The 22,555-nt window shown below is 71.6% G+C and carries 29 protein-coding genes; 17 read left to right on the forward strand and 12 right to left on the reverse strand.

The genetic code is table 11. The features are described from left to right. Positions 1-306: 306 nt before the first annotated feature. A complete protein-coding gene (locus VA596_RS38605; protein ID WP_323334047.1) occupies positions 307-1,497 on the forward strand; it encodes a cytochrome P450 in 1,191 nt (396 codons plus the stop codon). Positions 1,498-1,512: 15 nt separating this feature from the next. Then, on the forward strand, positions 1,513-1,728 hold the full coding sequence (locus VA596_RS38610; RefSeq protein WP_323334049.1) for a ferredoxin: 216 nt from the start codon (positions 1,513-1,515) through the stop codon (positions 1,726-1,728). On the opposite strand, the gene mtnA is transcribed toward VA596_RS38610, so the two are convergent. Further along, entirely contained in the window at positions 1,725-2,693 is a 969-nt protein-coding gene (gene mtnA / locus VA596_RS38615; protein WP_323334051.1) for an S-methyl-5-thioribose-1-phosphate isomerase, read from the reverse strand. The two genes, VA596_RS38610 and mtnA, sit on opposite strands and share 4 nt — an antisense overlap. A gap of 44 nt (positions 2,694-2,737) precedes the next feature. Between mtnA and VA596_RS38620 the strand changes: the two genes are divergently transcribed. After that, positions 2,738-3,136 carry a RidA family protein gene (locus VA596_RS38620; protein WP_323334053.1) on the forward strand — a complete coding sequence of 133 codons (399 nt, stop codon included), beginning with the start codon at positions 2,738-2,740 and terminating at the stop codon, positions 3,134-3,136. Between the two features lie 6 nt (positions 3,137-3,142). Here VA596_RS38620 and VA596_RS38625 read toward each other — a convergent pair whose 3' ends face one another. Further along, entirely contained in the window at positions 3,143-3,937 is a 795-nt protein-coding gene (locus tag VA596_RS38625) for a PIG-L family deacetylase (protein WP_323334055.1), read from the reverse strand. Between the two features lie 71 nt (positions 3,938-4,008). Between VA596_RS38625 and VA596_RS38630 the strand changes: the two genes are divergently transcribed. Next, positions 4,009-4,488 (forward strand): DinB family protein, encoded by a 480-nt coding sequence (locus VA596_RS38630; RefSeq protein ID WP_323334057.1) that lies wholly within the window; start codon positions 4,009-4,011, stop codon positions 4,486-4,488. On the opposite strand, the gene VA596_RS38635 is transcribed toward VA596_RS38630, so the two are convergent. Both VA596_RS38635 and VA596_RS38640 read right to left on the reverse strand, forming a co-directional pair. Continuing rightward, a complete protein-coding gene (locus tag VA596_RS38635) occupies positions 4,485-5,285 on the reverse strand; it encodes an Fpg/Nei family DNA glycosylase (RefSeq protein WP_323334059.1) in 801 nt (266 codons plus the stop codon). The two genes, VA596_RS38630 and VA596_RS38635, sit on opposite strands and share 4 nt — an antisense overlap. Before the next feature lie 20 nt (positions 5,286-5,305). After that, a complete protein-coding gene (locus VA596_RS38640; RefSeq protein ID WP_323334061.1) occupies positions 5,306-5,944 on the reverse strand; it encodes a TetR/AcrR family transcriptional regulator in 639 nt (212 codons plus the stop codon). A 74-nt stretch (positions 5,945-6,018) separates the two neighbouring features. Between VA596_RS38640 and VA596_RS38645 the strand changes: the two genes are divergently transcribed. Genes VA596_RS38645 through infA form a run of 4 tightly spaced genes read left to right on the forward strand, consistent with a single transcriptional unit; the run spans position 6,019 to position 8,862 of the window. Then, positions 6,019-6,876 carry an NmrA family NAD(P)-binding protein gene (locus VA596_RS38645; RefSeq protein WP_323334063.1) on the forward strand — a complete coding sequence of 286 codons (858 nt, stop codon included), beginning with the start codon at positions 6,019-6,021 and terminating at the stop codon, positions 6,874-6,876. Between the two features lie 30 nt (positions 6,877-6,906). After that, complete coding sequence (locus tag VA596_RS38650; RefSeq protein WP_323334065.1) at positions 6,907-7,875, forward strand: hypothetical protein; 969 nt, start codon at positions 6,907-6,909, stop codon at positions 7,873-7,875. A gap of 40 nt (positions 7,876-7,915) precedes the next feature. Continuing rightward, positions 7,916-8,641: a GNAT family N-acetyltransferase gene (locus VA596_RS38655; protein WP_323334067.1), complete on the forward strand. Its 726-nt coding sequence runs from the start codon at positions 7,916-7,918 to the stop codon at positions 8,639-8,641. Continuing rightward, the gene (gene infA, locus VA596_RS38660) at positions 8,641-8,862 is read left to right on the forward strand and encodes a translation initiation factor IF-1 (protein ID WP_392761619.1); all 222 of its coding nucleotides are present in this window, start codon (positions 8,641-8,643) and stop codon (positions 8,860-8,862) included. The genes VA596_RS38655 and infA overlap by 1 nt, the downstream gene beginning before the upstream one ends. On the opposite strand, the gene VA596_RS38665 is transcribed toward infA, so the two are convergent. Then, a complete protein-coding gene (locus VA596_RS38665) occupies positions 8,825-9,784 on the reverse strand; it encodes a GlxA family transcriptional regulator (protein ID WP_323334068.1) in 960 nt (319 codons plus the stop codon). The two genes, infA and VA596_RS38665, sit on opposite strands and share 38 nt — an antisense overlap. Before the next feature lie 71 nt (positions 9,785-9,855). On the opposite strand from VA596_RS38665, the gene VA596_RS38670 reads away from it, so the two are divergent. After that, positions 9,856-10,191, forward strand: a complete 336-nt coding sequence (locus VA596_RS38670) for a cupin domain-containing protein (RefSeq protein WP_323334070.1) — start codon at positions 9,856-9,858, stop codon at positions 10,189-10,191. Here the strand turns inward: VA596_RS38670 and VA596_RS38675 are convergent. Then, the gene (locus VA596_RS38675; protein WP_323334072.1) at positions 10,188-10,808 is read right to left on the reverse strand and encodes a glyoxalase; all 621 of its coding nucleotides are present in this window, start codon (positions 10,806-10,808) and stop codon (positions 10,188-10,190) included. The two genes, VA596_RS38670 and VA596_RS38675, sit on opposite strands and share 4 nt — an antisense overlap. 63 nt (positions 10,809-10,871) lie before the next feature. On the opposite strand from VA596_RS38675, the gene VA596_RS38680 reads away from it, so the two are divergent. Genes VA596_RS38680 through VA596_RS38690 form a run of 3 tightly spaced genes read left to right on the forward strand, consistent with a single transcriptional unit; the run spans position 10,872 to position 12,934 of the window. Beyond that, positions 10,872-11,663, forward strand: coding sequence for an oxidoreductase (locus VA596_RS38680; RefSeq protein WP_323334073.1), 792 nt, complete (start codon positions 10,872-10,874; stop codon positions 11,661-11,663). A 12-nt stretch (positions 11,664-11,675) separates the two neighbouring features. After that, on the forward strand, positions 11,676-12,302 hold the full coding sequence (locus VA596_RS38685) for a hypothetical protein (protein ID WP_323334075.1): 627 nt from the start codon (positions 11,676-11,678) through the stop codon (positions 12,300-12,302). Further along, a complete protein-coding gene (locus VA596_RS38690) occupies positions 12,299-12,934 on the forward strand; it encodes a Fic family protein (RefSeq protein ID WP_323334077.1) in 636 nt (211 codons plus the stop codon). Before VA596_RS38685 ends, VA596_RS38690 begins: the two co-directional genes overlap by 4 nt. On the opposite strand, the gene VA596_RS38695 is transcribed toward VA596_RS38690, so the two are convergent. Continuing rightward, complete coding sequence (locus VA596_RS38695; RefSeq protein WP_323334079.1) at positions 12,918-13,379, reverse strand: phage tail protein; 462 nt, start codon at positions 13,377-13,379, stop codon at positions 12,918-12,920. The two genes, VA596_RS38690 and VA596_RS38695, sit on opposite strands and share 17 nt — an antisense overlap. A gap of 50 nt (positions 13,380-13,429) precedes the next feature. Then, positions 13,430-14,287, reverse strand: a complete 858-nt coding sequence (locus tag VA596_RS38700; protein ID WP_323334081.1) for an alpha/beta fold hydrolase — start codon at positions 14,285-14,287, stop codon at positions 13,430-13,432. Positions 14,288-14,352: 65 nt separating this feature from the next. Here VA596_RS38700 and VA596_RS38705 point away from each other — a divergent pair, with 65 nt between their 5' ends. Further along, positions 14,353-14,808, forward strand: coding sequence for a MarR family winged helix-turn-helix transcriptional regulator (locus VA596_RS38705; RefSeq protein WP_323334083.1), 456 nt, complete (start codon positions 14,353-14,355; stop codon positions 14,806-14,808). A gap of 4 nt (positions 14,809-14,812) precedes the next feature. Here VA596_RS38705 and VA596_RS38710 read toward each other — a convergent pair whose 3' ends face one another. Next, positions 14,813-15,454, reverse strand: a complete 642-nt coding sequence (locus VA596_RS38710) for a TetR/AcrR family transcriptional regulator (RefSeq protein ID WP_323334085.1) — start codon at positions 15,452-15,454, stop codon at positions 14,813-14,815. A 115-nt stretch (positions 15,455-15,569) separates the two neighbouring features. On the opposite strand from VA596_RS38710, the gene VA596_RS38715 reads away from it, so the two are divergent. From VA596_RS38715 to VA596_RS38725, 3 genes are read left to right on the forward strand one after another with little or no spacing between them, the layout of a single operon-like run. Continuing rightward, the gene (locus tag VA596_RS38715) at positions 15,570-16,556 is read left to right on the forward strand and encodes a PhnD/SsuA/transferrin family substrate-binding protein (protein WP_323334087.1); all 987 of its coding nucleotides are present in this window, start codon (positions 15,570-15,572) and stop codon (positions 16,554-16,556) included. After that, complete coding sequence (locus tag VA596_RS38720; RefSeq protein ID WP_323334089.1) at positions 16,553-17,545, forward strand: substrate-binding domain-containing protein; 993 nt, start codon at positions 16,553-16,555, stop codon at positions 17,543-17,545. The genes VA596_RS38715 and VA596_RS38720 overlap by 4 nt, the downstream gene beginning before the upstream one ends. A gap of 10 nt (positions 17,546-17,555) precedes the next feature. Continuing rightward, on the forward strand, positions 17,556-18,545 hold the full coding sequence (locus tag VA596_RS38725) for an amidohydrolase family protein (protein ID WP_323334091.1): 990 nt from the start codon (positions 17,556-17,558) through the stop codon (positions 18,543-18,545). Here the strand turns inward: VA596_RS38725 and VA596_RS38730 are convergent. Continuing rightward, positions 18,535-19,431 (reverse strand): SDR family NAD(P)-dependent oxidoreductase, encoded by an 897-nt coding sequence (locus tag VA596_RS38730; RefSeq protein WP_323334093.1) that lies wholly within the window; start codon positions 19,429-19,431, stop codon positions 18,535-18,537. The two genes, VA596_RS38725 and VA596_RS38730, sit on opposite strands and share 11 nt — an antisense overlap. Continuing rightward, positions 19,428-20,045, reverse strand: coding sequence for an NAD(P)-dependent oxidoreductase (locus tag VA596_RS38735; RefSeq protein WP_323334095.1), 618 nt, complete (start codon positions 20,043-20,045; stop codon positions 19,428-19,430). The genes VA596_RS38730 and VA596_RS38735 overlap by 4 nt, the downstream gene beginning before the upstream one ends. A gap of 174 nt (positions 20,046-20,219) precedes the next feature. Between VA596_RS38735 and VA596_RS38740 the strand changes: the two genes are divergently transcribed. After that, positions 20,220-20,990, forward strand: coding sequence for a hypothetical protein (locus VA596_RS38740; protein ID WP_323334097.1), 771 nt, complete (start codon positions 20,220-20,222; stop codon positions 20,988-20,990). A gap of 23 nt (positions 20,991-21,013) precedes the next feature. Here the strand turns inward: VA596_RS38740 and VA596_RS38745 are convergent, their stop codons facing one another. After that, positions 21,014-22,450 (reverse strand): FAD-dependent monooxygenase, encoded by a 1,437-nt coding sequence (locus VA596_RS38745; RefSeq protein ID WP_323334099.1) that lies wholly within the window; start codon positions 22,448-22,450, stop codon positions 21,014-21,016. Positions 22,451-22,555 lie beyond the last annotated feature (105 nt).

Genomic DNA, 22,555 nt, shown 5'->3' on the forward strand with positions numbered 1-22,555 from the left:
CGGTGACACCCGGCCGGAAACTTTCCGCCGGGCACTGGACAAAAACTGGTCGATAACTGCGCGGACCTGGGACAACGGCCGGGTGCACGGCATCGTCGGGGTCAGCCGCCTGCTTTCGGGGGGACGCGGGCGGCGTTCGGTGCCGCCTCGGAGGCCGGCCTGGGGGCTGCTTCCGAGGCGTGCACTGCGCCCAGGGGCCCTGACGCTCTACGCAGCGTGGTCATCAGAATGCTCGACGTGAGCCTCGAAGCTGTGTAGCGTTTGCAAGCAAGCAGTTGCTTACAAACGAGATCACGGGGGTTCCGGATGACCACCACGCACACCGAGCCGCTCGCGTACCCGTTCAACGAGGAGGCCGGGCTCGATCTCAACGAGGCCTACGCCGCCGCGCGGGAGGGGGACGGCCTGGTGCGGGTCAAGATGACCTACGGCGAGCCGGCGTGGCTGGCCACCCGGTACGCCGATGCCCGGCTCGTGCTCGGGGACCGGCGCTTCTCGCGGGCGATGGAGAAGGAAAAGGACGCTCCGCGCCGGTCGCCGATGCAGCGTGACGGCGGGATCCTGCAGATGGACCCGCCCGACCACACGCGGCTGCGGACGCTGGTCGCGAAGGCGTTCACCATGCGCCGCGTCGAGCTGCTGCGGCCGCGCGTCGTCGAGCTCGCCACCGGGCTGATCGCGGACATGAAGGCCGCCGGTGCGCCCGCGGACCTCGTCGACGCCTACGCGCTGCCGATCCCGGTCGCGGTGATCTGCGAGCTGCTCGGCGTCCCGGTCGCCGACCGGCCGAAGTTCCGCGTCTGGAGCGACGCCGCGCTGTCCACCAGCGGGCTGACCGCCGAGGAGTTCGAGCGCAACCGCGAAGAGCTGCGCGACTACATGCGCGGCCTGATCGCCGAGCACCGCGAACAGCCGCAGGACGACCTGATGACGGCGTTGATCGAGGCTCGCGACACGCGGGACCGGCTGACCGAGCTGGAGCTGGTCGACCTGTGCGTCGGCATCCTCGTCGCCGGCCACGAGACCACCGCGAGCCAGATCCCCAACTTCGTCTACGCGCTGCTGGACCAGCCCGGGCAGTGGGACCGGCTGTGCGCCGACCCGGAGCTGATCCCGGCCGCGGTCGAGGAGCTGCTGCGGTTCGTGCCGCTGGGCGCCGGTGCCGGGTTCGCGCGGTACGCCACCGAGGACATCGAGGTCGGCGGGGTGCTCGTGCGCGCGGGCGAGCCCGTGCTGGTCGCGGTCGGCGCGGCCAACCGCGACCGGCTGCAGTTCGACGACGCGGACGGCCTGCGGTTCGACCGCGAGGACAACCACCACCTCGGCTTCGGCCACGGCGTCCACCACTGCCTCGGCGCGCCGCTCGCCCGGCTCGAACTGCAGGAGGCGCTGCGCGCGTTGGTCACCGAGATGCCGGGTCTGCACCTGGCCGGCGATATCGTGTGGAAGACGCAGATGCTCGTCCGCGGACCGCGGTCGATGCCGATCGGCTGGTGATTTCGGAAGGTGACCATGAGCTGGCACGTTGAGGTCGACGAACACACCTGCATCGGCTCGGGGATGTGCGCGTCCCTGATGCCCGAGGTGTTCGCGCTGGACGGCGCGGTGGCCCACACGGTCACCGACGAGGTCGACGGCGACGAGACGGTGCTCGACGCGGCCGACTCGTGCCCGGCCATGGCGATCCTGGTGACCGACGGCGGCCGCGAGATCGGCCCCCGCCCTTAAGACGGCTCGTAGCGGCCGTGTTCGGTGACCACGGCCGTGATGAGCGCCGCCGGGGTGACGTCGAACGCGGGGTTGAACACGTCCGCGCCCGGCGGCGTGATGCCGATCCCGGCGTATTCGGTGAGCTCGCGGGCGTCGCGTTCCTCGATGGTGACGCCCGTGCCGTCCGCGAGCGATCTGTCCACTGTGGACGACGGCGCGACGACGACGAACGGCACGCCGTGGTGTGCGGCGGCGATCGCCAGGCCGTAGGTGCCGATCTTGTTGGCGACGTCGCCGTTGGCCGCGATCCGGTCGGCGCCGACGAGCACGCAGTCGACCATCCCGCGCGCCATCGCGGCGGCGGCCGCGCCGTCGGGCTGGACGCGGTAGGGGACGCCGGCCTGCGCCAGCTCCCACGCCGTCAACCGGGCGCCCTGCAGCAGCGGGCGCGTCTCGCCGACGAGCACCTCCTCGACGAGGCCGCGCTCGTGCAGGTGCCAGACGACGCCGAGCGCGCTGCCCCACCCGACGGTCGCGAGCCGGCCCGCGTTGCAGTGGCTGAGCAGCCGCAGGGGCCGGCGCGGGCACTCGGCCAGCACGATCTCGGCGGCGTGCGCGGACGCCGTCTTGTTCAGTTCTTCGTCTTCGGCCAGCAGGGCCTGTGCTTCGGCGAGGACGGCGTCGGCGCCCTGGCCGAGCTTGGCCAGCGCGCGTTCGACGCCCCAGCGCAGGTTGACCGCGGTGGGGCGGGCGCCGGCGATCAGCTCGGCGTCGGCCCGGACGTCCCCGCCGAGGCGGGCCGCCAGCGCGACACCGAGCGCGCCGGCACCCCCGAGCGCGGGCGCGCCGCGGACGGCGAGGCGCTTGATCGCGTCGATCAGCTCGCCGACCGTGCGCAGCTCCAGCAGCCGGTACTCGGCGGGCAGCGCGGTCTGGTCGATGACGACGATCGCGCCGTCCGCCCAGTCGATGGTCCTGCGCACGCGCCCTCCCGAAACCCGGTTGCCCGCCCGGCGAAGATGCCGGTGTGACCATTCAACGGCAGAACCCGCCCGGACTGCACACGACGCCGGGGTACCACCACGTGACGGTGGCCCCGGCCGGCCGCACGGTGTACCTGGCCGGCCAGTGCCCGCTGGCCGCGGACGGCAAGGTCGTCGACGGTGACGTGCTCGCCCAGGCCGACCAGGTCATCGCCAACACGGCGGCTGCGCTGGCGTTCGCCGGGGCCACCCCGGAAGACGTGGTCCGCACGGTGATCTACGTGGCGACCGGCGACCGCGCGACGCTCTCGGCGGTCTGGGACCGCCTGACGGCGTCGGAAATCGGCGCGGCCTTCACCACGGCGAGCACGCTGCTGGGTGTCGCGCAGCTCGGGTACCCGGACCAGCTGGTGGAGCTGGACGTGACGGCGGCTCTCGCCTGAGCCCGTTCAGAGTCCGGCCATCAGATCCGTCTCCGTGATCCCCGGCCCCTGGCCGGCCCGGATGTACCACTCGGTGCCGAACGCGAAGGCGAACGCCTCGTCCGGCATGGCCAGCATGAACGTGTCCTCGCTGATCTGGCTCGGGTGGGCCCGCATCGCCGCGCGTTTCGTGTCGACGTACTTCGAGACGTCCACCGCCGCGGTGATCTCGGCCTCGGGCTTGCCGAACTCGACGTTCTCCGGGGGTGACGGGGCGGCCTCCGGCGGCATCAGCCCCTGCTCGATGGCCGCTTCGAAGCCGCGCTGCATGAACTCGCGGTTGAACGTCGCCTGGAAGACGCGGGCGGTGCCGGCCAGCTCGGCCGCGCGGACGCCGACGCGGTGGACCTGGATGTGGTCCGGGTGGCCGTAGTCGCCGTTGTCGTCGTAGACGGTCAGCACGCTCGCCGACTCCTCGCGCAGGATCGCCGCGAGCCGGGCGGCGGCGGTTTCGACGTCGGCCTGCCAGAAGCACCGCGGGTCGTCGTTCGTCGCCTCGCCCATCATCCCGGAGTCGCGGTAGCCGAGGAACTCGACGCGCTCGACGCCGAGGATCTCCGCGGCCGCGTGGGCCTCCTGGACCCGGCGGTCCTCGAGTTTTTCGCCCTCGGCGAGAAATCCGTCGGGTACCTCGCCGACCTCGCCGCGCGTGGCGACGACCAGCACGACGCGATGCCCGTCTTCTACGGCCTTCCGCATGACGCCCGCGGTGCGGAGGCACTCGTCGTCGGGATGGGCGTGGAAGGTGACCAGTGTTGCCATGGATCCGACGCTACCGGCTACCCCCGACATTTTCCGTTCGCCGTCGTGCGGAGTCGCTAGGGTCCGCGATCGTGGACGAGAAGAGCATGCTGCTGATGTACCTGCGCGCGCAACGCGCCGTCGTCCTGGCCGTTCTCGACGGCTTGGGCGAGGCGGCGCTGAAGACCCCGGTCCTGCCGTCCGGCTGGACGCCGCTGGGGATGGTGGAGCACCTCGGGTACGCCGAGCGGTACTGGTTCCAGGAGGTCGTCACCGGCACGGCCGACCCGGTCGGCTGGCCGGACGACGACCACGCGCCCCTCACCACCCCGCGTGCCCCGGAGGTCGTGTTCGCGTTCTACCGGAACCAGTGCGCGCGGTCCGACGAGGTCGTCGCCGCGACGCCGCTCGACACGCCTTGCCACACGCGTGCTCCGGAGCTGCCCGAAGCGGAGGTCGGCGACCTGCGCGGCGTGGTGCTGCACATGATCGAGGAGACGGCCCGGCACGCCGGCCAGCTGGACGTCGTGCGTGAGCTGATCGACGGCCGTACCGGGCTCGGGCCGCGTTAGCCCGCCTGTTCCTTCGAGCACCACCAGGTCGACCGGCCGCCGACCGTGCCGTGGGCCATCTCGGCGCCGCAGCGCGGGCAGTGGCCGCCGGGGCGGCGGTGCCCGATGATCTCGCCGGTGTGCACCCCGCCGTGCTTGATCGCGGCGCGCAACGCCTTCTTCAAGGCCTTGTGGAGCTCGGTGAGGTCGTCGCCGGTCAGGCCGTCGACCGGCCGTGACGGGCTGAGCGCGGCCTGCCACAGGGTTTCGTCGGCCAGCAGGTTGCCGACCCCGGCGACCACGGACTGGTCCAGCAGCCGCGCCTTCAGCGGCGCCCGGCCGCGGCCGACCCGCTCGCGGAACTCGGCGCGCGCGACCTCGCCGGCGTCGGGGCCGAGCGCGTCTAGGTCGGGGTCGAGACGCACTCGGCTGAGCCGTCGCGTGTCGAAGAGGAGCAGCTGTTCGCCGTCGGCGAAGGTGATCCCGAACCGGAACCACTCGGGCTTTTCCGTGCGGCTGCGGAGCTGTTCGGGGCCGAGCGGCCCGCGCTCGTCGCCGAGCCGCAGCTGGCCGGCCATCCCCAGGTGCAGGCCGAGGTTCGGGCCGGGTTTCCCGTCGCCGCCTTCGGTTTCGCACCACAGGGTCTTGCCCCGCCGGTGCGCGGCGGTCAGCCGGCCGCCGGCCAGCGCGGCGGCGATGTCGCCGGGCGCGTGCGGACGGCAGACCCAGTCGTCGTGGTCGTCGACCTCGCGGATCTTGCGGTCCAGGGCCCCGGTGAGGACCTGGCGGGCGAGCTCGACCTCGGGGAGTTCCGGCACGGTCCCAGTCTGCCCCAGGCTCAGCCGCCGGGCCGGTCGAGCCACTCGGCCAGCAGCGCGCGTTCGGCGGCGGTCAGCTTCGACAGGCCGGGCGTCGCAACCTCGGGCGCCGGCGCGTCGGCGAGGATCGTCTGGAGGACCGCCTGGTACATCGTGTCGGCGAGACCGGGCTCCCGGTCGTCCGGCGGCATGGCCAGCAGCGTGAGCACGGCGCCGGTGCCGGCGGCGTGGATCACCTCGACCGCGCGGCGTTCGGTGACCCGCAGCCGCCCGGTGGCCGCGACGCGGTGGACGCGGGCGCGCAGCACCGCCATCCCGGCCGCCGCGGCCGGACTGGCGGCCCGCCGCGGGTCGATCAGCAGGCCGAACAGCGGCGCGTTGGCCAGGCCGAAGGCGATGTGCGCGTCCCACCCGGTGCGCAGGTCGGCCAGCGGGTCGGCCGATGCGTCGGGCGTCTTCCCGGTGACGTAGGCGGTGAACACGTGCTCGGCGACGGCGTCGAGCAGGGCGTCCTTGTCCGCGAAGAACCGGTAGATGGCCGGCGGCTGCAGCCCGGCCGCCTGCGCGACGGCGCGGATGGTGACCGGGCCGTCGTCGCGCACCAGCCGCGCCGCGACTTCCACGATGCTCGCCCGCGTCTCGTCCCTGACCGTCGTCATGTTTTCAATGATAACGCATCTGTGGTATCCATGATGCTAACGTCGTTACTATCAACGTTAGCGAGAGGTGGACCATGATCGTCGTCACCGGTGGGACCGGCAAGCTCGGCTCCCAGATCGTCCAGCGGCTGCAGGGGCTCGTCCCGGCCGAGCAGATCGGCGTGAGCGTCCGTGACGTCGGCCGCGCGGGGGACCTCGGCGTCCGCGTGCGGCGCGGCGACTTCGGCGACCCGCAGTCGCTCGCAGAGGCCTTCGAGGGTGCTTCGCAGGTGCTCATCGTCTCGGCGAACGAGACGGGCGGGAAGGCGGTCGAAAGCCACGTCACGGCCATCGAAGCCGCCGTGGCAGCGGGCGCCGGGCGCATCCTCTACACGAGCCACCAGGGCGCGGCCGAGGACTCGCTGTTCGCGCCGATGCCCGACCACGCCGCGACCGAGGCCCACCTGGCCAAGGTGGGAACGCCGTTCACGGTGCTGCGCAACGGTTTCTACGCGAGCACCGTGCCCCAGCTGCTCGGCGCGGCCCTGGAAACGGGCGAGCTGGTCGCCCCGGCGGACGGCCCGGTCTCCTGGACCGCGCACGCCGACCTGGCGGAGGCGGCGGCGATCATCCTGGCCTCCGACGGCTCGTTCGAAGGCCCGACCCCGCCGCTGACCGCCCCGGTGGCGCTGGACCTCACGGACGCCGCGCGCATCCTCAGCGAGCTGACGGGCCGCACGATCCGCCGGGTAGTCGCGGACGACGAGGAATGGGTGACGTCCCTGACCGGCCACGGGGTGCCGGCACCGCAGGCGCAGATGCTGCTGGGCATGTTCCACGCGTCCCGCCGCGGCGAGTTCGCCGAGGTGAGCCCGGAACTCGAGCGCCTGCTGGGGCGGCCGGCAACGCCGTTGCGTTCGGTGCTGGCGGAGGCCATCGAGGCAGCGGCGTAACAAAGCGGCTTCCGGCGCGACCACGGAAGTATGGCGACGTTCGTGCAGTTCCCCCACCCCGGACCGGAACACTGCCCGGAGAGCGACGACATGCCGTGGAACACCGGGGCCCACGGACGAAAGTTCCTCATTTCGGAGGGCAGCTACCTCGCCGACAACGAAGTCCGGCAGGGGGAGCCGGTCTTCTGGGGTGAGTGGGAGCCGCCGTCGCACGTGGAGCGCCGGTGGCCACGAGACGGGCGGTTGCCCCGGGCGCTGCACCGGCCGTACTGGGGGCGTGGGATCGGGCAGAACACCGATCCGTGGGTGTTCGGTGACCGGATGCGCTACAGCAACTGCCGTCAGGTTCGGGACGAACGCCGGCCCACGTCGATGCAGACGCTGTCGCCGGGGTCGGTGATCTGCTTCGGTTCGAAGATCGACTACGAGTTCTGCGTCGACACGGTGTTCGTCGTCGCCGAGGCCGAACGTTGGACACCGGCGGAGTCCGCCGACCTCGGCGAGGACGAGGCGTTCCTGGCCTGCACCGCCGAGCAGCTGGCCGCCGGGGCCGACGCCCGCACGCCGTTCACGCTTTACCGTGGGGCGACCTTCGAGAACCCGGTCCACGGCATGTACAGCTTCGTTCCTGCTCTTCCGGCCGACGGCGAGGGGCCGCGGTTCGCCCGGCCCGCGCTCCGCATGCCTGGCCTGATCGGTCCGGGCATTGCGCAGAACACTTGGGGTTCGAAGCGGCCACTTGCGGTCGCCGAGGTGCGGGAGGCTTGGGACACGGTCCGCGAGCAGGTCTTCGCGGCGGGCCTGGTCCTGGCCACCCACCTCGAAACCCCGGACCGGTCCGCGACCCCGGAAAGCGCCGCCGGAAAAGGAGTTGGGTGCGCAGCCGTCCAGACGGTAGCCTGCGCGGGAACCGTGACATCGGCCCAGGAGGTGAGACCCCGTGAACGTTGCAGTGATGTGGGTGCTCCCCTTCCCAGCACGGTCGGGCGGCTGACGTAGGTGTCGCCGGGAGCGCCAAGCACTCCCGAAAGGTGACACCATGAATCATTCGGACACCGCCGTCGTGACGCGCGTCGCGGAGCGGCATTGGCACGCGCTGGAGGACGACCTCGTGGTCGGCCGCGGCGAAGCCTCCCAACGGCCCGATGGGCGGACCTTCCTCAGCATCGACGCCTGGCACGGCGCCGTCTTCGACCACCTCGCCGAGGCGATGCTGCGCGACCTGCCGAGGCCGCTGTACACCGTGGTCGACGAGGCCGATCTCGACCTGACCACCGACTGGCTGCGCGCCGGCTTCTCGATCCGCCGTCGTGAGTGGGAGTACGTCGTGCCCACCGGCGCCTACGCGATATCGGCCGACGTGATCGGAATCGGCGAGGCGGAAGAAAAACCGTTGAGAGAACTGGATCGGGTGATCCGCGCCGAGGTCGAAAGCACCGTCGGCTGGCAGGAGATGCCCGCCGAGGTGCGGTCCGCGTTGGACCCGTCGAGGTACGCCGTGGCCACGCTCGACGGCGACTACGCGGGGCTGGTCCGGGTGATACCCCTGCGGCAGCCCCGGATCGGGCTGATCGCGGTCCGGGCCGGGCTGCGGCGCCGGGGCATCGCCCGGGCTCTGCTCGCCCACGTGCTGGATTCCTTGCACCACAAGGGAATCGAGACGGCGTCCGCCGAGGTGAACGAGGCCAATGCGGCGGCCACGGCGTTGTTCGAGGGCTTCGGTGCCCGGCGCGCGGGCAGCAACCTCGAGCTGGTGATCCGCTGATGGCGAAGACCGGCAGCATCGAAATCGAGGGCACGGTCACCGAGTGCCTGCGCAACGCCACGTTCCGGGTGGAGCTGGAAAACGGGCACAAGGTGCTCGCGCACATCAGCGGGAAGATCCGGCGGAACTACATCAAGATCCTGCCGTTCGACCGGGTGCTCGTGGAGCTCAGCCCGTACGACCTCAGCCGCGGCCGGATCCTGTTCCGCTACCGGAGCTGAACGCCCGCCGGTAGGCCCCCGGGGTCGTGCCCACCAGGGTGCGGAAGCGGCGGCGGAGGTTGACCGCGGACGTGAGGCCGACGCGCGCCGCGATCGCCTCCACCGGCAGGCCGGTCTCCTCGAGCAGGGTGCGGGCCTCGGCGACCCGGCGCGCGAGCAGCCAGGCGCCGGGGCTCGTGCCCAGCTGCTCGGTGAAACGCCTTGCCAGCGTGCGGGGGGAAACGCTCAGGTGCGCGGCCAGGTCGCCCACCGACAGGGACGTCCCGAGGCGCGCGCCGGCCCACTCGAGGAGGCCGTCCAGCGCGTCCGGAGGCGGGGCCGGCGGCGCGTACTGGGTCTGGCCGCCGTCGCGATGCGGCGGCATCACCATGTGCCGCGCCACGAGCGCCGCGTGCGCGGCCCCGTGGTCCTTCCGCACGAGGTGCAGGCACAGGTCGATCCCCGCGCCCGCCCCGGCGCTCGTCGCGACGTCGCCGTGGTCGACGTACAGCGCGTCAGGCTCGACGCGCACTTCGGGGAACTCGGCCTGCAGCTGGGCGGCGCGCTGCCAGTGCGTCGTGGCCGAACGGCCGTCCAGCAACCCGGTGCGCGCGAGCGCGAACACGCCGGAGCAGATCGTGACGAGCCGCGCGCCACGGGCGTGGGCCCGCAGCAGGGCGCTGCGCACGCGCGGGGACAGCGGCTCGCCGAGCGGTGCCCAGCCCGGGATGAGCACGGTGTCCGCGGACGCGAGCGCCGAAAGCCCCCGCGGCACGGACATCGTGTAACCGGCCGTCGTCGGCACCGGGCCGGGCGTCTCGGCGCAGACGCCGAACTCGTAGTGCTGCGGCACCCCGGCCCGGCGCGTGCCGAAGACCTCGGCGCCGCAGCCGAGCTCGAACGTCGACTGCACCGGCCGGACCAGCGCGACCACACGATGCATGGCAGGAAAGTACCCCAGGGTGTCTTTGTCGACACTGTTCCGACAGTGCCTCGGCGCGGCACCGTGGGGACATGCACCCCGAGATCCTCGCGCAGCCGGGCTACACCGCCGTCTCCGTCGAGGAAGCCCCCGTGAGAGAGCTGTTCCCCGGCATCCGGTTCCGTCCGTTGTGGACGGACCCGGCCGGCGCGCACGCGGGGGTGCTGGAGATGGACCCGGGCACGTCCTGGCCGCGCCGCGACGTCCACGAGCCCGGCCCGGAGGAGGTCTACGTCGTTGCGGGCACGTTCAACGACGGCGCGCGCGACCACCCGGCCGGGACGTTCCTGCACGCGCCGGCCGGCTCGTGGCACGTGCCCCAGACGGTCACGGGCTGCACGCTGTTCCTCTTCTACCCGGAGGGTTAGGAGGCGGCCGCGATCGACGTGGTCTCCCAGGCGAAGCCGTCCGGGTCGGTGAAGGGCGTGCCGCCGCCGACGATGGCGATCCGGTGCGATCCCTCGCCTTCGGGGGAGACTCCGGCGTCCTTCGCGAGCGCCTTGCGCCGGTAGAGCCCCAGCTTCAGGCCGGTGGTCTCGAACTCGACGTACATCCGGCCGAAGCTCTTCCCGACGGCGACGCCGTGGTCGACGTAGAACTTCTTGCTCGCGGCCACGTCGCTGACGCCGAGCAGGAGCACGACGTCGTCGACCTCGCGGGTGGCGGGGCCGGTGTCCTTCTTGGCCGACGTCGCGATCTTCCAGATCGTGCCGTCCGGGGCCCGGACGACGCCGCCGTAGCCCCACATCGACTTCGCGGCGGGCTTGAGGGTGCTCGCCCCGGCTTCGAGGGCGGCGCCGATCAGGGCGTCGACGTTCGCGGGCTGGGACACGGTGAGCGAGAGGGTGAACCCGCGGAAGCCGGTGGTCGGCTCGTCCGAGGCCCGCACCCGGAGGCGGTCGCCCAGGCCGAAGGCGGTGGTGTAGAAGCGTTCGGCGGCCGCGGGGTCGGCCACCTCGAGGGTGAAGGATTCGATGGAGTTCATGGCGGTAACGCTAGGCGCGGGGCGGTGACCAGGGCTTCTTGATTCCTGATCGGTCTGGGTGCAGTGTCACGCACCATGGAGCTGAACCTGTCCGGCAAGATCGCCGTCGTCACCGGCGCCAGCAAGGGCATCGGCCTGGCGATCACGCGCGCGCTGGCCGCCGAGGGCGTCCACGTCGTCGCCGGCGCCCGCACGCTGACCCCCGAACTCGCCGAGCTGACCGCCGTCCGGGCGGTCCAGGTCGACCTCGCCGCCCCGGACGGCCCCGCGCGGCTGGTGGACGTCGCGATCAGCGAGTTCGGCGGCCTGGACGTCCTGGTGAACAACGTCGGCGGCGTCACCCCGCGCACCGGGGGCTTCCTGTCCGTCACCGACGACGACTGGACGACGGCGCTGACGATCAACTTCCTCTCGGCGGTCCGCACCACCCGGGCCGCCGTGCCGCACCTGATCGAGCGTGGCGCCGGCTCCATCGTCACGGTCGCGTCGGTGAACGCGTCGCTGCCGGACCCGCTCGTCATCGACTACAGCGCCGCGAAGGCCGCGTTGCTCAACTTCAGCAAGTCGCTGTCCAAGGAACTGGGCCCGCAGGGGATCCGGGCCAACACGGTCAGCCCCGGCCCGGTGAGCACCGGTCTCTGGCTGGGCGACGAGGGTGTCGCGGCGACCGTCGGCCGCGCCAAGAGCCTGGACCCGGACGCGATCGCCAAGCAGGCCGCGGGCGACGCGGTGACGGGCCGGTTCACCCGCCCCGAAGAGGTGGCCGACCTGGTCCTGCTCCTGGCGGGCGACCGCGCGGCGAACGTCACGGGCACGGACATCGTCATCGACGGCGGGATGACACCCACCCTGTGAAATGCTCGGGTGGTGACCGAAGCCGTCCTGCCCGTGGACCTGTCGTGGGACGACGTCGATCCCCGGCGTCACCCGTTCGACGCCGGGGCCGCGCTCGACGCGATCAAGGCCCTGCTGCCCGCTGCGCGGGTGGACGCCGCCTGGGTGGACGAGCTGGCCCAGGCCATGACCGGCCACTTCGGGAGCTGGGCCGCGGGCTGGCGGTGGGCGCACGACGAAGGGGATCTCGGCGGTGGGCCGGTCGCGGCCTGGTGCTGTCCCCGCCACTCGATCACCACTCCGGACGAGACGCTGAACCGGATCGGGGAGGCCCTCGGCCAGTGGCGGAGCTGGCTGGAGGACCTGGCCGAGCGGTTCGACCGCTACCCGTTGGACGGCACGCCGGACGAGCGCGGCCGGGTCCAGGAGCGCGCCACCACCGACCTGGTGAACGCCGTCGTCGAGCGAACCGGCGCCGGAGACGCCTGGTACCTCCACTGCGAGCAGGTGCTCACCTGGTACCTGACCCGCTGGGGAGTGCCCGCCGATACGGCCCGGGAGCAGGTCGCGCGCACCGTTTCCGGTGAGTTCGAGAGCTGGGTCGCGCCGGACCCCGGCGTCCTGGACGACGTCGCCGGCCGGCTCGCGGCCCAGGAGTGACCGACCACCTCGCGGCCTGGCTGGCCGTGCGGGATTCCGTGCCGTGGCACGAGGTTCGCGGCAGTCCGCCGGGTGCGGTCGTCCCGGTGCGCGACGGGCCGGTGCACGACATCCGCGTCCGCGACCACGGCCGTGACCCGGTCCGGGCCGCACGCCTGCTCGGCGCCCTCGCGTGCGTCCGGGCCGACGCCGAATCCGGTGCTGCGCTGAGCTTTCCTTTGCTCAGCGCGTGGCAGTGCCGGGTGCTGGACACCGCCGAGGCGCCGTTCCGGACGCTTCCGGCGTTCGCCAAAGGCGGCCGTGAACGCTACGGCGTGGACCCCTCGCTGCGCGGCCGGTTCGACCGGTGCCTGGCGCAGGCCCACGAAGAGGACTTGCCGCTGCCCGCCCGGGCCGCGCGGCTCCACCTCGACGTCTGCTTCTTCCACCCGTTCGACGACGGCAACGCCCGCTCCGCGTTCCTGGCGCTCACGTTCCTGCTGGCGAGGGCGGGGATCACGCTCGACCAGGTGGGTCCCGTCCGGAGCGTCGCGCGCCGCGCCGACGACCCCGAGGACGCGCTCGCGCTGGCCGGCCTGCTGGCCGTCCTCGTCGCGAACACCGCCCGGCGCGCGGTCAGTACTCGTTCTTGACGACGAAGTAGGAGCCGCGGATGGTGCCGGCCAGCTTCGACTTCTGACGGGCGAACTTGAACGCCGACAGTTCTTCGGGGATCTCCATCCCGTCCGACAGCTTGAACCCGACCGCGCGTTTCCCGGACTCCTCGATCGTGTACATCACGTTGATCGACAGGCCGTCTTCGTAGAAGACGTAGGCCATCCGGATGCCCTCGACCTCGAACGCGGTCGCCTCGAGCGGGCGCGCGCCGATCACGATGCCGCGTTCCTCCTTGAGGATCCGGTGCGCCCAGTCGACCGTCGGCGCGGCGTCGCTCGCGGGCTCGACCGTGAAGACGTGGTCGTACTTGTTCTTGAAGTACCGGGCCTCGTTCGCCCGCAGCCCGGCGAGAGCGTCCGCGATCGGCGACGATTCCAGGCCGACCGTCGACACGGTCGTGAAGTCCACGGCGTAGGACATGGCGGATTCCTCCGGAGGGCGAGGGAACTACGGCGTCGTCCGAGCATAGGTCATTTCGGGTCGATGTCCGCGTAGAAGGAACGGAGGGCGGCGGCCAGCTGTTCGGGGGCTTCCATCGCCACGTAGTGGCCGATCCCTCCGATGTGGACCTCCGTCACGTCGGCGGCGACCTGCCGCAACGTCGCGGGCGTGCGGTCCGAAAAGGACGCCACCGCGAGGACGGGCACGGCCAGCTTCCGTGCCGCGAGCTGCCGGAGTTCCTCGCCTTCCGAGAGCAGGGACCGGTACAGCCCCGCGGCGCCGGCGAACCCGCCGGGACGCCCGTAGGCGCGGACGAGCTCGTCGACGTCGCTGTCGGAAAATGCATCGGGGCTCGCGGAGAGGGACGGGATCGCGTAGTCGGCGAGGAACGCCCGCTCGCGCCCGGCGAGGAGCATCTCCGGGATGCCGGGGGCGGCGAGGACGCCGATGTGCCAGGCGCCGCCGTGGGTGACGTCGGCGAGCGCCTCGGCGCCGAACCCCGGCAACGCGGTCTCGATGCCGGCGTAGCTGCGGACGAGCTCGGGGCGCGTCGCGGCGACGCGGAACGTCGCGGGGCCGCTGACGTCCTGGCCGGTGAGGTGGACCGGGCCGACGTCCAGGTGCGCGATCAGGTCGGCGAGGTCCTGTGCCGCGGTCGCGCTGTCGTGCTCCGGGCCGGCGGTGGCGGAGTCGCCGAACCCGCGCAGGTCGACGGCGAACACCCGGTGGTGCTCGCCGAGCAGGGGGATCAGCTTGCGGAAGACCCACCAGGTCTCCGGGAAGCCGTGGACCAGCAGCACGGGAGAGCCGGACGTGCCGGCGGCGACGTAGTGCAGCTCGGTGCCGTTGACGTGGGCGTGGCGGTGGTCGACAGATAGACAAGTCACTTGTCGAACTCTAGTAGATAGACAAGTGCCTTGTCCATATCGGCGGGCCTCGTACAATCGGCCGCATGGCGCAGTCCAGCGGCGCCGAGCTCGCGCTTCTGCTGCTCGGCGGGTTCCACTCGATGGTCGACGAGGTGAACGTGGAGCTCGCGAAGCGCGGCCACGAGGGCGTCCGCCCGGTGCACGAGTTCGCCCTGCGCGCCGTGGACGCGGGCGCGGACACCGCCTCCGAGCTGGGCCGCCGCCTGTCGGTCACCAAGCAGGCCGCGGCGCAGACGATCGCCACGCTGGAGGACTTCGGCTACGTCGAGCGCGAGCCCGACCCGGCCGACGCCCGCCGCAAGCGCGTCCGGGTGACCGCCCGGGGTCACGAGCTGATGACCGTCGGCGGCGCTCTCTTCGACGACGTCCGCAGCCGCTGGGCCGCCCGGATCGGGCCCGCGCAGCTGGAGACCCTGGAAGCACACCTGGCTCAGCTGACCGAGCGCCGCTCGTTCACCGCGGAGAACCTGCAGGACTGAAGCCTCAGCGCTGCTTGCGGAGCAGCCCGGCGTCGCCGAGCGCGATACGGACGTCGCGGGTGAACCCGGCGGTGTCGTCCAGCCCGAACGCCGTGTACTGCAGGACGAAACCGTGCAGCAGGGCCATCACGATCCGCGCGCCGCGGTCGGGATCCAGCTCGGCCGGCACGCTGCCCGCCCGCTGACCGGTGCGGAGCGCGTCGGCGATCCGTCCGCGCACGTGCTCGAAACCCGCTTCGGCGTGCTGCCGCAGCCCTTCGTGCCGGAGCAGCTCGCCCCACGCCTGGACGGCGCAGCGCAGCAACTCGTCGACCGGGACAGCCTGGCCCGACCCGTCGACGGCGACGTCGCCGCTCACCGGCTCGATCGCCGCCGCGACCAGGTCGGCCACCGTCACGTCGCCGGCCGCGTCGGCGAAGTGCTCGACGGGATCGAACATCACCCGGAAGGCGTCGCCGGCGATCTCGAGGATGATCGCTTCCTTGCTGGCGAAGTAACGGTAGGGGGCGCCGACCGACACGCCCGCCTCGGCCGCGATGTCGGGCATCGACGTCTGGTGGAAGCCGTCGCGGGAGAAGCAGCGGCGGGCCGCGGCCACGATCTGCGACCGGTTCGCCGCCCGGCGTTCGGCGGTGATGCGGGGCACGGGTCACCTGCTTCCGTGAATGGTCATTCGCCTTGACGATAGCAGGGGTCTCGGGGCATGCTCAAAATGAAAGGTCGTTCACGGAAGCGGCCCCACGAGACCGAGGAGGACTGTCATGACCGACCGGAAGCTCAAGATGGGCGTCTACCGGTACGAGCACACCGAGCCGCTGTTCGACGGGCGGGTGGAGATCGACGCGGACCTGGAGACGTCGCCGCTGATCTCCGACGTCTTCCAGCGCATGGCCCAGGGTGAGCTGGACATCGCCGAGTACGGGCTGACCTACTTCCTGCGCTCGTTCGACCTGGCGGACTCGCCCTTCCTGGCCCTGCCGATCTTCCCGAACCGCAACTTCCGGCACTCGTCGCTGTTCGTGAACACCGACAGCGGGATCGAGCGGCCGGAGGACCTCGCGGGCAAGACCGTCGGGGAGTTCGCGCTGTACGGCTCCGACCCCGGTGTCTGGGTGAAGGGCGTCCTGGCCGACGAGTACGGCGTGAAACCCGAGCGGATCGACTGGGTGATCGGCGGCACCGACCACCCGATCCCGTCGTTCGGCTGGATCCCGCAGCCGGTTCCGGACGGCGTCCGCGTCCGCCACGCCGGCGACGACCAGACGCTGGCCGCCCTGCTCGAAGCGGGGGAGATCGACGCCCTGCTGTCGGTCGACGTCCCGCAGAGCGTGCTCGACGGCTCGACCAAGAAGATCCGACGGCTGTTCGTCGACTACGAAGCGGTCGAACGGGATTACTACCGCCGTACCGGCATCTTCCCGATGATGCACGTCGTCGCGATCCGCCGGGAACTGGCCGAAGAGCCCGGCCTGGCCGAGTCGGTCTACCGGGCGTTCAGTCAGGCCAAGGAGATCGTGCAGGAGCACTACCGGGCCAACGCCGCGAAGCAGCACATGGCCGTGATCACGCCGTGGTTCAGCGAGCTGTTCGCGGAGAACCGCGCGCTGCTGGGCGAGGACTGGTGGCCCTACGGCCTCGACGCCAACCGCAAGGCCGTCGACACTTTCCTGCGCTACCACCACGAGCAGGGCCTGTCGCAGCGGCTGCTCACGTCCGACGACATCTTCGTCCCCGGGGTCGGCCGATGAACGTGCGCGTGGGCACGATGCCTTATGACACCACGCAGGCGCTCATCGACGGCAGCGTCACCTTCGACGGAACCCCGGCGACGGTCGAAACCGCCGACATCGCGTCCGACGTCTTCCGCCGGATGGTCCGCGGCCGGGAGTTCGACGCGGCGGAGCTCGGCCTGACCGTGTACCTCCGCACGTTCGACGGCGGCGAATCGCCGTTCGTCGCGATACCGGCGTTTCCCGCCCGCGTCTTCCGGCACTCCTGCGTCTTCGTCAACACCGCCAGCGGGATCTCCCGTCCGCAGGACCTCGCCGGGAAGACCGTGGGGGAGTTCGGGATGTACGGCCAGGACTCGGGAATCTGGATCAAGGGCATCCTGTCGGACGACTACGGCGTCACGCCGGACCAGTGCCGCTGGGTGATCGGCGGCCTGGACCGCCCGATGCCGCCGTTCGACTTCGTGCCCCAGACCCGCCCGGCGGGCGTCCACGTGGAGGAAGCGCCTCCCGGACGCTCCCTCGGCGCGATGCTCGAGGCGGGCGAGATCGACGCGCTCGTCTCGTCCAACGCCCCGCAGTCCTTTCTGGACGGATCGCCCGCCGTCGCCCGGCTGTTCCCCGACCACGAGACCGTGGAACGGGACTACTTCCGCCGCACCGGAATCTTCCCGATCATGCACACCGTCGTGCTCGCCAAGTCGGCGGTGGCGTTGCGCCCCGATCTCGCGCGGACCGTCTACAACGGATACCTGGCCGCCAAGAACGCCGGCCTGGAAAGGTATCGCTCAGGCCGCAAGGTCTATCAGGTCCGCACCATGCTCCCCTGGGCGAACGCGTTGTTCGAGCGCAACGCCGAGCTGTTCCCGGACGACTGGTGGCCGTACGGGCTGGCGGCGAACCGCACGGCGCTCGACACCTTCCTCCGGTACCACTTCGAGCAGGGCCTGTCGGCCCGGCGCTTGACCTGCGAAGAGCTGTTCGCCCCCGAATTCCTCGACACGTGAAGGAGAACTCGTGAAGGTCATCGGCCTGGAAGAGCATTTCGTGACCCGCGACGTCGTCGACGCCTGGCGCGCGCTGGACCCCGAGTGGCGGGATCTGTCGCTGACGCCGTCCACGCAGGGGGATTCCGCGCGCCGCCTGGCCGATTTCGGCGACGAGCGTCTCGCCGAGATGGCGAAGGCGGGGCTCGACGTCCAGGTGCTGTCGTTGAGCACCCCGGGCGTGCAGAACCTGGCCCCGGCCGACGCCGTCGCCCTGCAGACCGCCACCAACGACCTGCTCGCGGAGGTGACCCGCGCCCGTCCCGGCCGCTTCCAGGGCTTGGCGACCCTGGCCACTCCGCGCCCCGACGCGGCCGCCGCCGAACTGGAACGGGCGGTGACCGAGCTGGGCCTCCACGGCGCGATGGTCTTCGGGCGCACCAGGGACCACACCATGGACGAGCCGGCGTTCTGGCCGATCTACGAGGCGGCGGCCGCGCTCGGGGCGCCGCTGCACCTGCACCCGCAGTCCCCGCCGCCGGCGGTGCGCGGCGCGTACTACAGCGGATTCGGCCCTCGGGTCGACGCCGCCCTGGCCACGCACGGCATCGGCTGGCACTACGACAGCGGCGTCCAGCTGCTCCGGCTCGTCCTGAGTGGCGTGTTCGACCGCTTCCCCGGCCTGCAGGTGATCGCCGGTCACTGGGGCGAGATGGTCCTGTTCTACCTGGACCGCATCGATTCCCTGAACGGCGTCGCCGGCCTGCGGCGACCGGTCTCCGACTACTTCCGCACGAACGTCTACCTGGCACCCAGCGGCATCCTCAGTCAGCGCTACCTGCGCTGGGCGATCGAACTGGTCGGTGTCGACCGCATCCTGTTCTCGACGGACTACCCGTTCGTCACCCCACCGGCGGGCGGGGTGCACGCCTTTCTCGAGCAGGCCCCGATAAGCGACGAGGATCGGCTGAAGATCGCCTCGGGGAACTGGGAGCGGCTTTGCGCTTCCATCAGCCGGTGAAATGATTCTGGCTCAGTGCGAGGAGTTTCCGCTGGGTGGCGGGGTCGTGGGACACCGGGGGAGTGCTGGATTCCGTGTCACGGCAGAAGTAACGGCCGGTGACTCCGGCCAGTGCGGGGTCGGTCGCGATGCGGATTGCGCTTTCCGCTCCTTCGGCGGGGGTGAGCATGCCCCGGCGGATCAGTCCGCGCATCGGGCGGAGAACGGTGGGCACGAGGTCGTCGATGATGTCGGTGGCGACGATCCCCGGGTGCAGGGCGTTGACGGTCACGCCGTCGGCGGCGAGGCCGCGGGCGAGGGCGTAGCCCGCGGTGACGGTCATGAGCTTGGCGCGTGCGTAGGCCTCGAACGGGACGAAACCCTTGGCGGGGTTGAGGTCCGCGAGCTCGTCGACACCGGTCAGGTCGAGGGTCGCCGGGCGGGGCCTGCCAGCGAGCTTGAGCTGCCGGGTGTCGTTGAGGGTGTCGCTGGCGACGTTCACCACGCGGGCCCGGCCGCGTCGCAGCGGTTCGTCGAGCAGGGTGGTGAGGCCGTAGGCGGCGAGGTAGTCGAGGGCGATGTGCCGCTCGACGCCGTCGGCCGAGACGCCGTGTTCGGAGTAGTGCGCGCCGGCGTTGTTGACGAGGATGTGGATCCGGTCGTGACGGTCCGAAATGGACTTCGCCGCGGTCACGACGTCCGCGCGCCGCGAGAGGTCTCCCGTGATGACCTCGAGCCGGCTCGCTGCCTGTTCGCCGATGAGGGCGCGAAGGGCGTCGGCACGAGCGGGATCGCGGGCGACGGTGAGCACGTGCGCACCGGCGCGGGCGAGGTCGGCGGCGATGATCCGGCCCATGCCGCCGGTCGCGCCGGTGACGACGGCGACCTTCCCGGTCAGGTCGGTCATCGGACGACCCGCGGGCAGGCGTGGGTGTACTGCGGGGTTTCGGCCTCGTCGACCAGGAACGCGGCGAGATCGGCGCGCCCGACCGAAGTCCACATCCGGATCGGCAGGTCGGTGCCGGCCCGGTACTTCCCGATCCGCTGGTGGTCCGACAGCTTCGGCGGCCGCGCGATCGTCCATTGCAGACCGGAAGCGGTGATGAGCCGCTCCATCGTTTCCTTGTCGTGCATGCGCTCGGCCACGTTCGCCCACACCGCCAAGGAGTACAGCGACCTGTCGTGGGTCTCCAGCACGCCGTGCGCGCTGACGGCGACCAGGCGGGTCACTCCCGCCGCCTTCATCGCCGTGACCGCGGAGCGGATGCCTTCGGTGCAGACCGTCGTCGGCCCCTTGTCCGCGCCGCCCAGCGCGCTGATCACCACGTTCGTGCCCGGCAGCGCGCGCGTGAGGGCCGGGACGTCCGTGACCTCGGGCCAGGTCACCTCGTCGAGCCCCTCCTCCGGCGCGAACGTCCCGGCCCGGCGGGTCAGCGCGACCACGTGGTGCCCCCGCTGAAGCGCGGTGGACACCACGTGACGGCCGGTGGCACCACTGGCCCCGAGGACGGCCACGGTCATCTGTGGTACATCTTGTCTCATAGTTGGATGATGCCCGCTCGGCGAGCTGTGAGTCAAGGTGTCTCACAGAATCGGCCGCGGCTTGTCGTGAGTGGGGATGAGGATTCTGACCCGAATCACCACCCACGAGCGTCGGGTAGGCTGCCGCGGCGAACGTTGAGGGGGGGGACTTCGATGTCGAGATTCGTCAGGCCCGCGCTGTGGACCTTCGGGTTGCTCGTCGTAGGTGGGCTCGGGTTCTGGCTGGTGCTCGCGCTGAACATCCCGTACCGGACCTCCGCCACCCCGGAAACCACACAGGAAACCGCGCCGCCCACCGCCTCGGCGACCACTCCGTACTCGCCGCCCGTGGCGGCTCCTCCGGCGGACATGTCGGCGTGGGTCATCGACGTCCGGCCGGGCCCGGATGACCACAGTGCGGTGCTGCACGTCAACCTGCCTGACTGTGCCGTCGGACCGCACGTCCAGGTCACCGAGGCCGCCAACCGGATCGACGCTGCCGTCATGTTCCAGCCGAAGGCCGTCCCGGACTGTGAGCAGGCCCCGGTCGACTTCCCGATGAAGACGGCGGCACCGATCGGGAAGCGCCCGGTGATCGTCAACGCCGAAGACACCTGGGGACTGGCGGCAAGCGGCTGGAAGAAGTGCGACAAGATCCTCGGCTGCGACCCGCCCGCGGACCACTGCGACAAAGCGTGGGTCGCGCAGGCGGAGTTCAGCGCGGAGGCCGAGTACCCGGGCACCACCCGGGCGTGCGACCAGAACTGGCTGATCCACGACCTGCAGCGGCACGGCGGCCAGGCGCCGAACCGGGTCGCCTACCGCTGGGCGGGCGACGGCTGGTCGAGTTTCGCCTCGGCGAGCGGCGGCGGCTGCGGGGAAATCCTGGCCGTCGAGCCGAAGTTCCCCACGTCCCTCTGCCGGAATCTCGCCCCCACGTCGTGAGGGCCGGGCGTCGACGGTGGTGATCAGCGCGGCTCGCCGAACCAGTGCCCGAGTGCCGGTTCCAGGGTGTCCGGGTCGCCCGCCCAGCAGACGTAACCGTCCGGGCGGACGAGCATCGGCTCGGCGCCGGTGCCCTGGCCCGCGCGGTCGACGCGGTCCGGCCAGAGTCCGGCGACCTTGGCGAACCGGTCGGCCGGGTCGATCAGGAGGCCGCGTCCGGAACGCAGCAGGGCGTGCGACCGGACCGGGCCGAGGTCCAGGTCCGGCGCGGGGAGGCCGACGAGCGGCTGGTCGTCACCCGGCATCGGGTAGCGGATGCCCATCCCGGACAGCGTGTCGTCCAGGTGGTACTGGACGTCCCGCAGGTGGGTCAGCGCCGCGAACAGGTCCTTGGCGGCCAGCAGGTCCGGGTCGCGGGTGCCCTGCTGGTCCATCAGGAGGCTCTGCGCCTGGACGTTGCGCAGCACGGCGGCCGCGACCGGATGGCGTTCGGCGTGGTAGGTGCCGAGCAGGTGCTCCGGCGCCCAGCCGTGCACCGCGGCACCGAGCTTCCACCCGAGGTTGAGCGCGTCCTGGATGCCGGTGTTCATGCCCTGCGCGCCGATCGGGAGGTGGACATGGGCGGCGTCGCCGGCCAGGAACACCCGCCCGTGCCGGTACTGTGCGGCCTGCCGGGCCGCGTTGGTGATGCGGCGGGCGTAACGCAGTTCGAGCAGTTCCACGCGCGAGCCGAAGACGGCGCGCAGCCCGTCACGGATTTCGTCCTCCGTGACGGGGGTCTCCCGAGGCAACGACCGGCCCGGCCCGCCCATCGAGAGCCGGCGCAGCGGCCGGCCCTGCGGGTCGGTGCCGAGCGGGAACAGCGCCGCCCAGTGCCCGTCGTCGCCCTGGACGTGCGTCATCGCCGGGACGTCGCCGCTCAGCCGCACGTCGGCGGCGACCGTGGTCACCGTCCCCGGCCGGCCGGGGAACTCGGCCCGCAGCAGCGACCGCACCGTGCTGCGGCCGCCGTCGGCGGCGACCAGGTACCGGGAGCGGATGACGCCGCCGCCGGCGAAGGTCGCGGTGACGCCGTCCTCGTCCTGGGCGAGGCCGGTCAGCTCGTGGTCGCGTCGCACGCGGATGCCTTGTGCGGCAAGGTGTTCTTCGAGAAAGCCCTCGATCACCACCTGCGGGATGGACCGCCACGGATGGCGGTGCCGGCCGCGGGTGAGCGGGAGCGTGATACCGGCGAAGTGGGCGATGCCGTCCGGGTGGTTTCCGGTGGCCAGCAACGGTTCCAGCAGGCCACGCTGGTCGAACGCCTCCTGCGTGCGGGATTGCACGCCGCCTGCCTTCGACAACGTGCTGCGCTGCGCCAGCCTGTCGACCAGCACGGCCGGCACCCCCGCCACCCGCAGTTCGTTGGCCAGCGTCAGGCCGGTCGGGCCGGCGCCGACGACGAGCACCTCGGTGTCCATGGATTCTCCCCTTGGTCTGTTGATCAGGACGAGAGCAACGCTCCGCCAGCCGACGTAGAGGCGCCAGAAACCACCTTCATTGCGTCGATATCCGACGTCGATTAG

It is taken from the genome of Amycolatopsis heterodermiae (assembly GCF_034929455.1).
In the GTDB taxonomy this organism is placed as follows: domain Bacteria; phylum Actinomycetota; class Actinomycetes; order Mycobacteriales; family Pseudonocardiaceae; genus Amycolatopsis; species Amycolatopsis heterodermiae.

Bases quoted from the DNA above. Each gene is read 5' to 3' on its own strand.
- VA596_RS38730 (WP_323334093.1), bottom strand. From the start codon at position 19,431: ATGACCGACCTGACCGGGAAGGTCGCCGTCGTCACCGGCGCGACCGGC.
- VA596_RS38665 (WP_323334068.1), bottom strand. From the start codon at position 9,784: ATGCATCGTGTGGTCGCGCTGGTCCGGCCGGTGCAGTCGACGTTCGAG.
- VA596_RS38695 (WP_323334079.1), bottom strand. From the start codon at position 13,379: ATGTCCTACGCCGTGGACTTCACGACCGTGTCGACGGTCGGCCTGGAA.
- infA (WP_392761619.1), top strand. From the start codon at position 8,641: ATGGCGAAGACCGGCAGCATCGAAATCGAGGGCACGGTCACCGAGTGC.
- VA596_RS38610 (WP_323334049.1), top strand. From the start codon at position 1,513: ATGAGCTGGCACGTTGAGGTCGACGAACACACCTGCATCGGCTCGGGG.
- VA596_RS38625 (WP_323334055.1), bottom strand. From the start codon at position 3,937: ATGGCAACACTGGTCACCTTCCACGCCCATCCCGACGACGAGTGCCTC.
- VA596_RS38650 (WP_323334065.1), top strand. From the start codon at position 6,907: ATGGCGACGTTCGTGCAGTTCCCCCACCCCGGACCGGAACACTGCCCG.
- VA596_RS38605 (WP_323334047.1), top strand. From the start codon at position 307: ATGACCACCACGCACACCGAGCCGCTCGCGTACCCGTTCAACGAGGAG.
- VA596_RS38655 (WP_323334067.1), top strand. From the start codon at position 7,916: ATGAATCATTCGGACACCGCCGTCGTGACGCGCGTCGCGGAGCGGCAT.
- VA596_RS38640 (WP_323334061.1), bottom strand. From the start codon at position 5,944: ATGACGACGGTCAGGGACGAGACGCGGGCGAGCATCGTGGAAGTCGCG.
- VA596_RS38675 (WP_323334072.1), bottom strand. From the start codon at position 10,808: ATGAACTCCATCGAATCCTTCACCCTCGAGGTGGCCGACCCCGCGGCC.
- VA596_RS38645 (WP_323334063.1), top strand. From the start codon at position 6,019: ATGATCGTCGTCACCGGTGGGACCGGCAAGCTCGGCTCCCAGATCGTC.
- VA596_RS38670 (WP_323334070.1), top strand. From the start codon at position 9,856: ATGCACCCCGAGATCCTCGCGCAGCCGGGCTACACCGCCGTCTCCGTC.
- VA596_RS38705 (WP_323334083.1), top strand. From the start codon at position 14,353: ATGGCGCAGTCCAGCGGCGCCGAGCTCGCGCTTCTGCTGCTCGGCGGG.
- VA596_RS38740 (WP_323334097.1), top strand. From the start codon at position 20,220: ATGTCGAGATTCGTCAGGCCCGCGCTGTGGACCTTCGGGTTGCTCGTC.
- VA596_RS38720 (WP_323334089.1), top strand. From the start codon at position 16,553: ATGAACGTGCGCGTGGGCACGATGCCTTATGACACCACGCAGGCGCTC.
- VA596_RS38715 (WP_323334087.1), top strand. From the start codon at position 15,570: ATGACCGACCGGAAGCTCAAGATGGGCGTCTACCGGTACGAGCACACC.
- VA596_RS38735 (WP_323334095.1), bottom strand. From the start codon at position 20,045: ATGACCGTGGCCGTCCTCGGGGCCAGTGGTGCCACCGGCCGTCACGTG.
- VA596_RS38745 (WP_323334099.1), bottom strand. From the start codon at position 22,450: ATGGACACCGAGGTGCTCGTCGTCGGCGCCGGCCCGACCGGCCTGACG.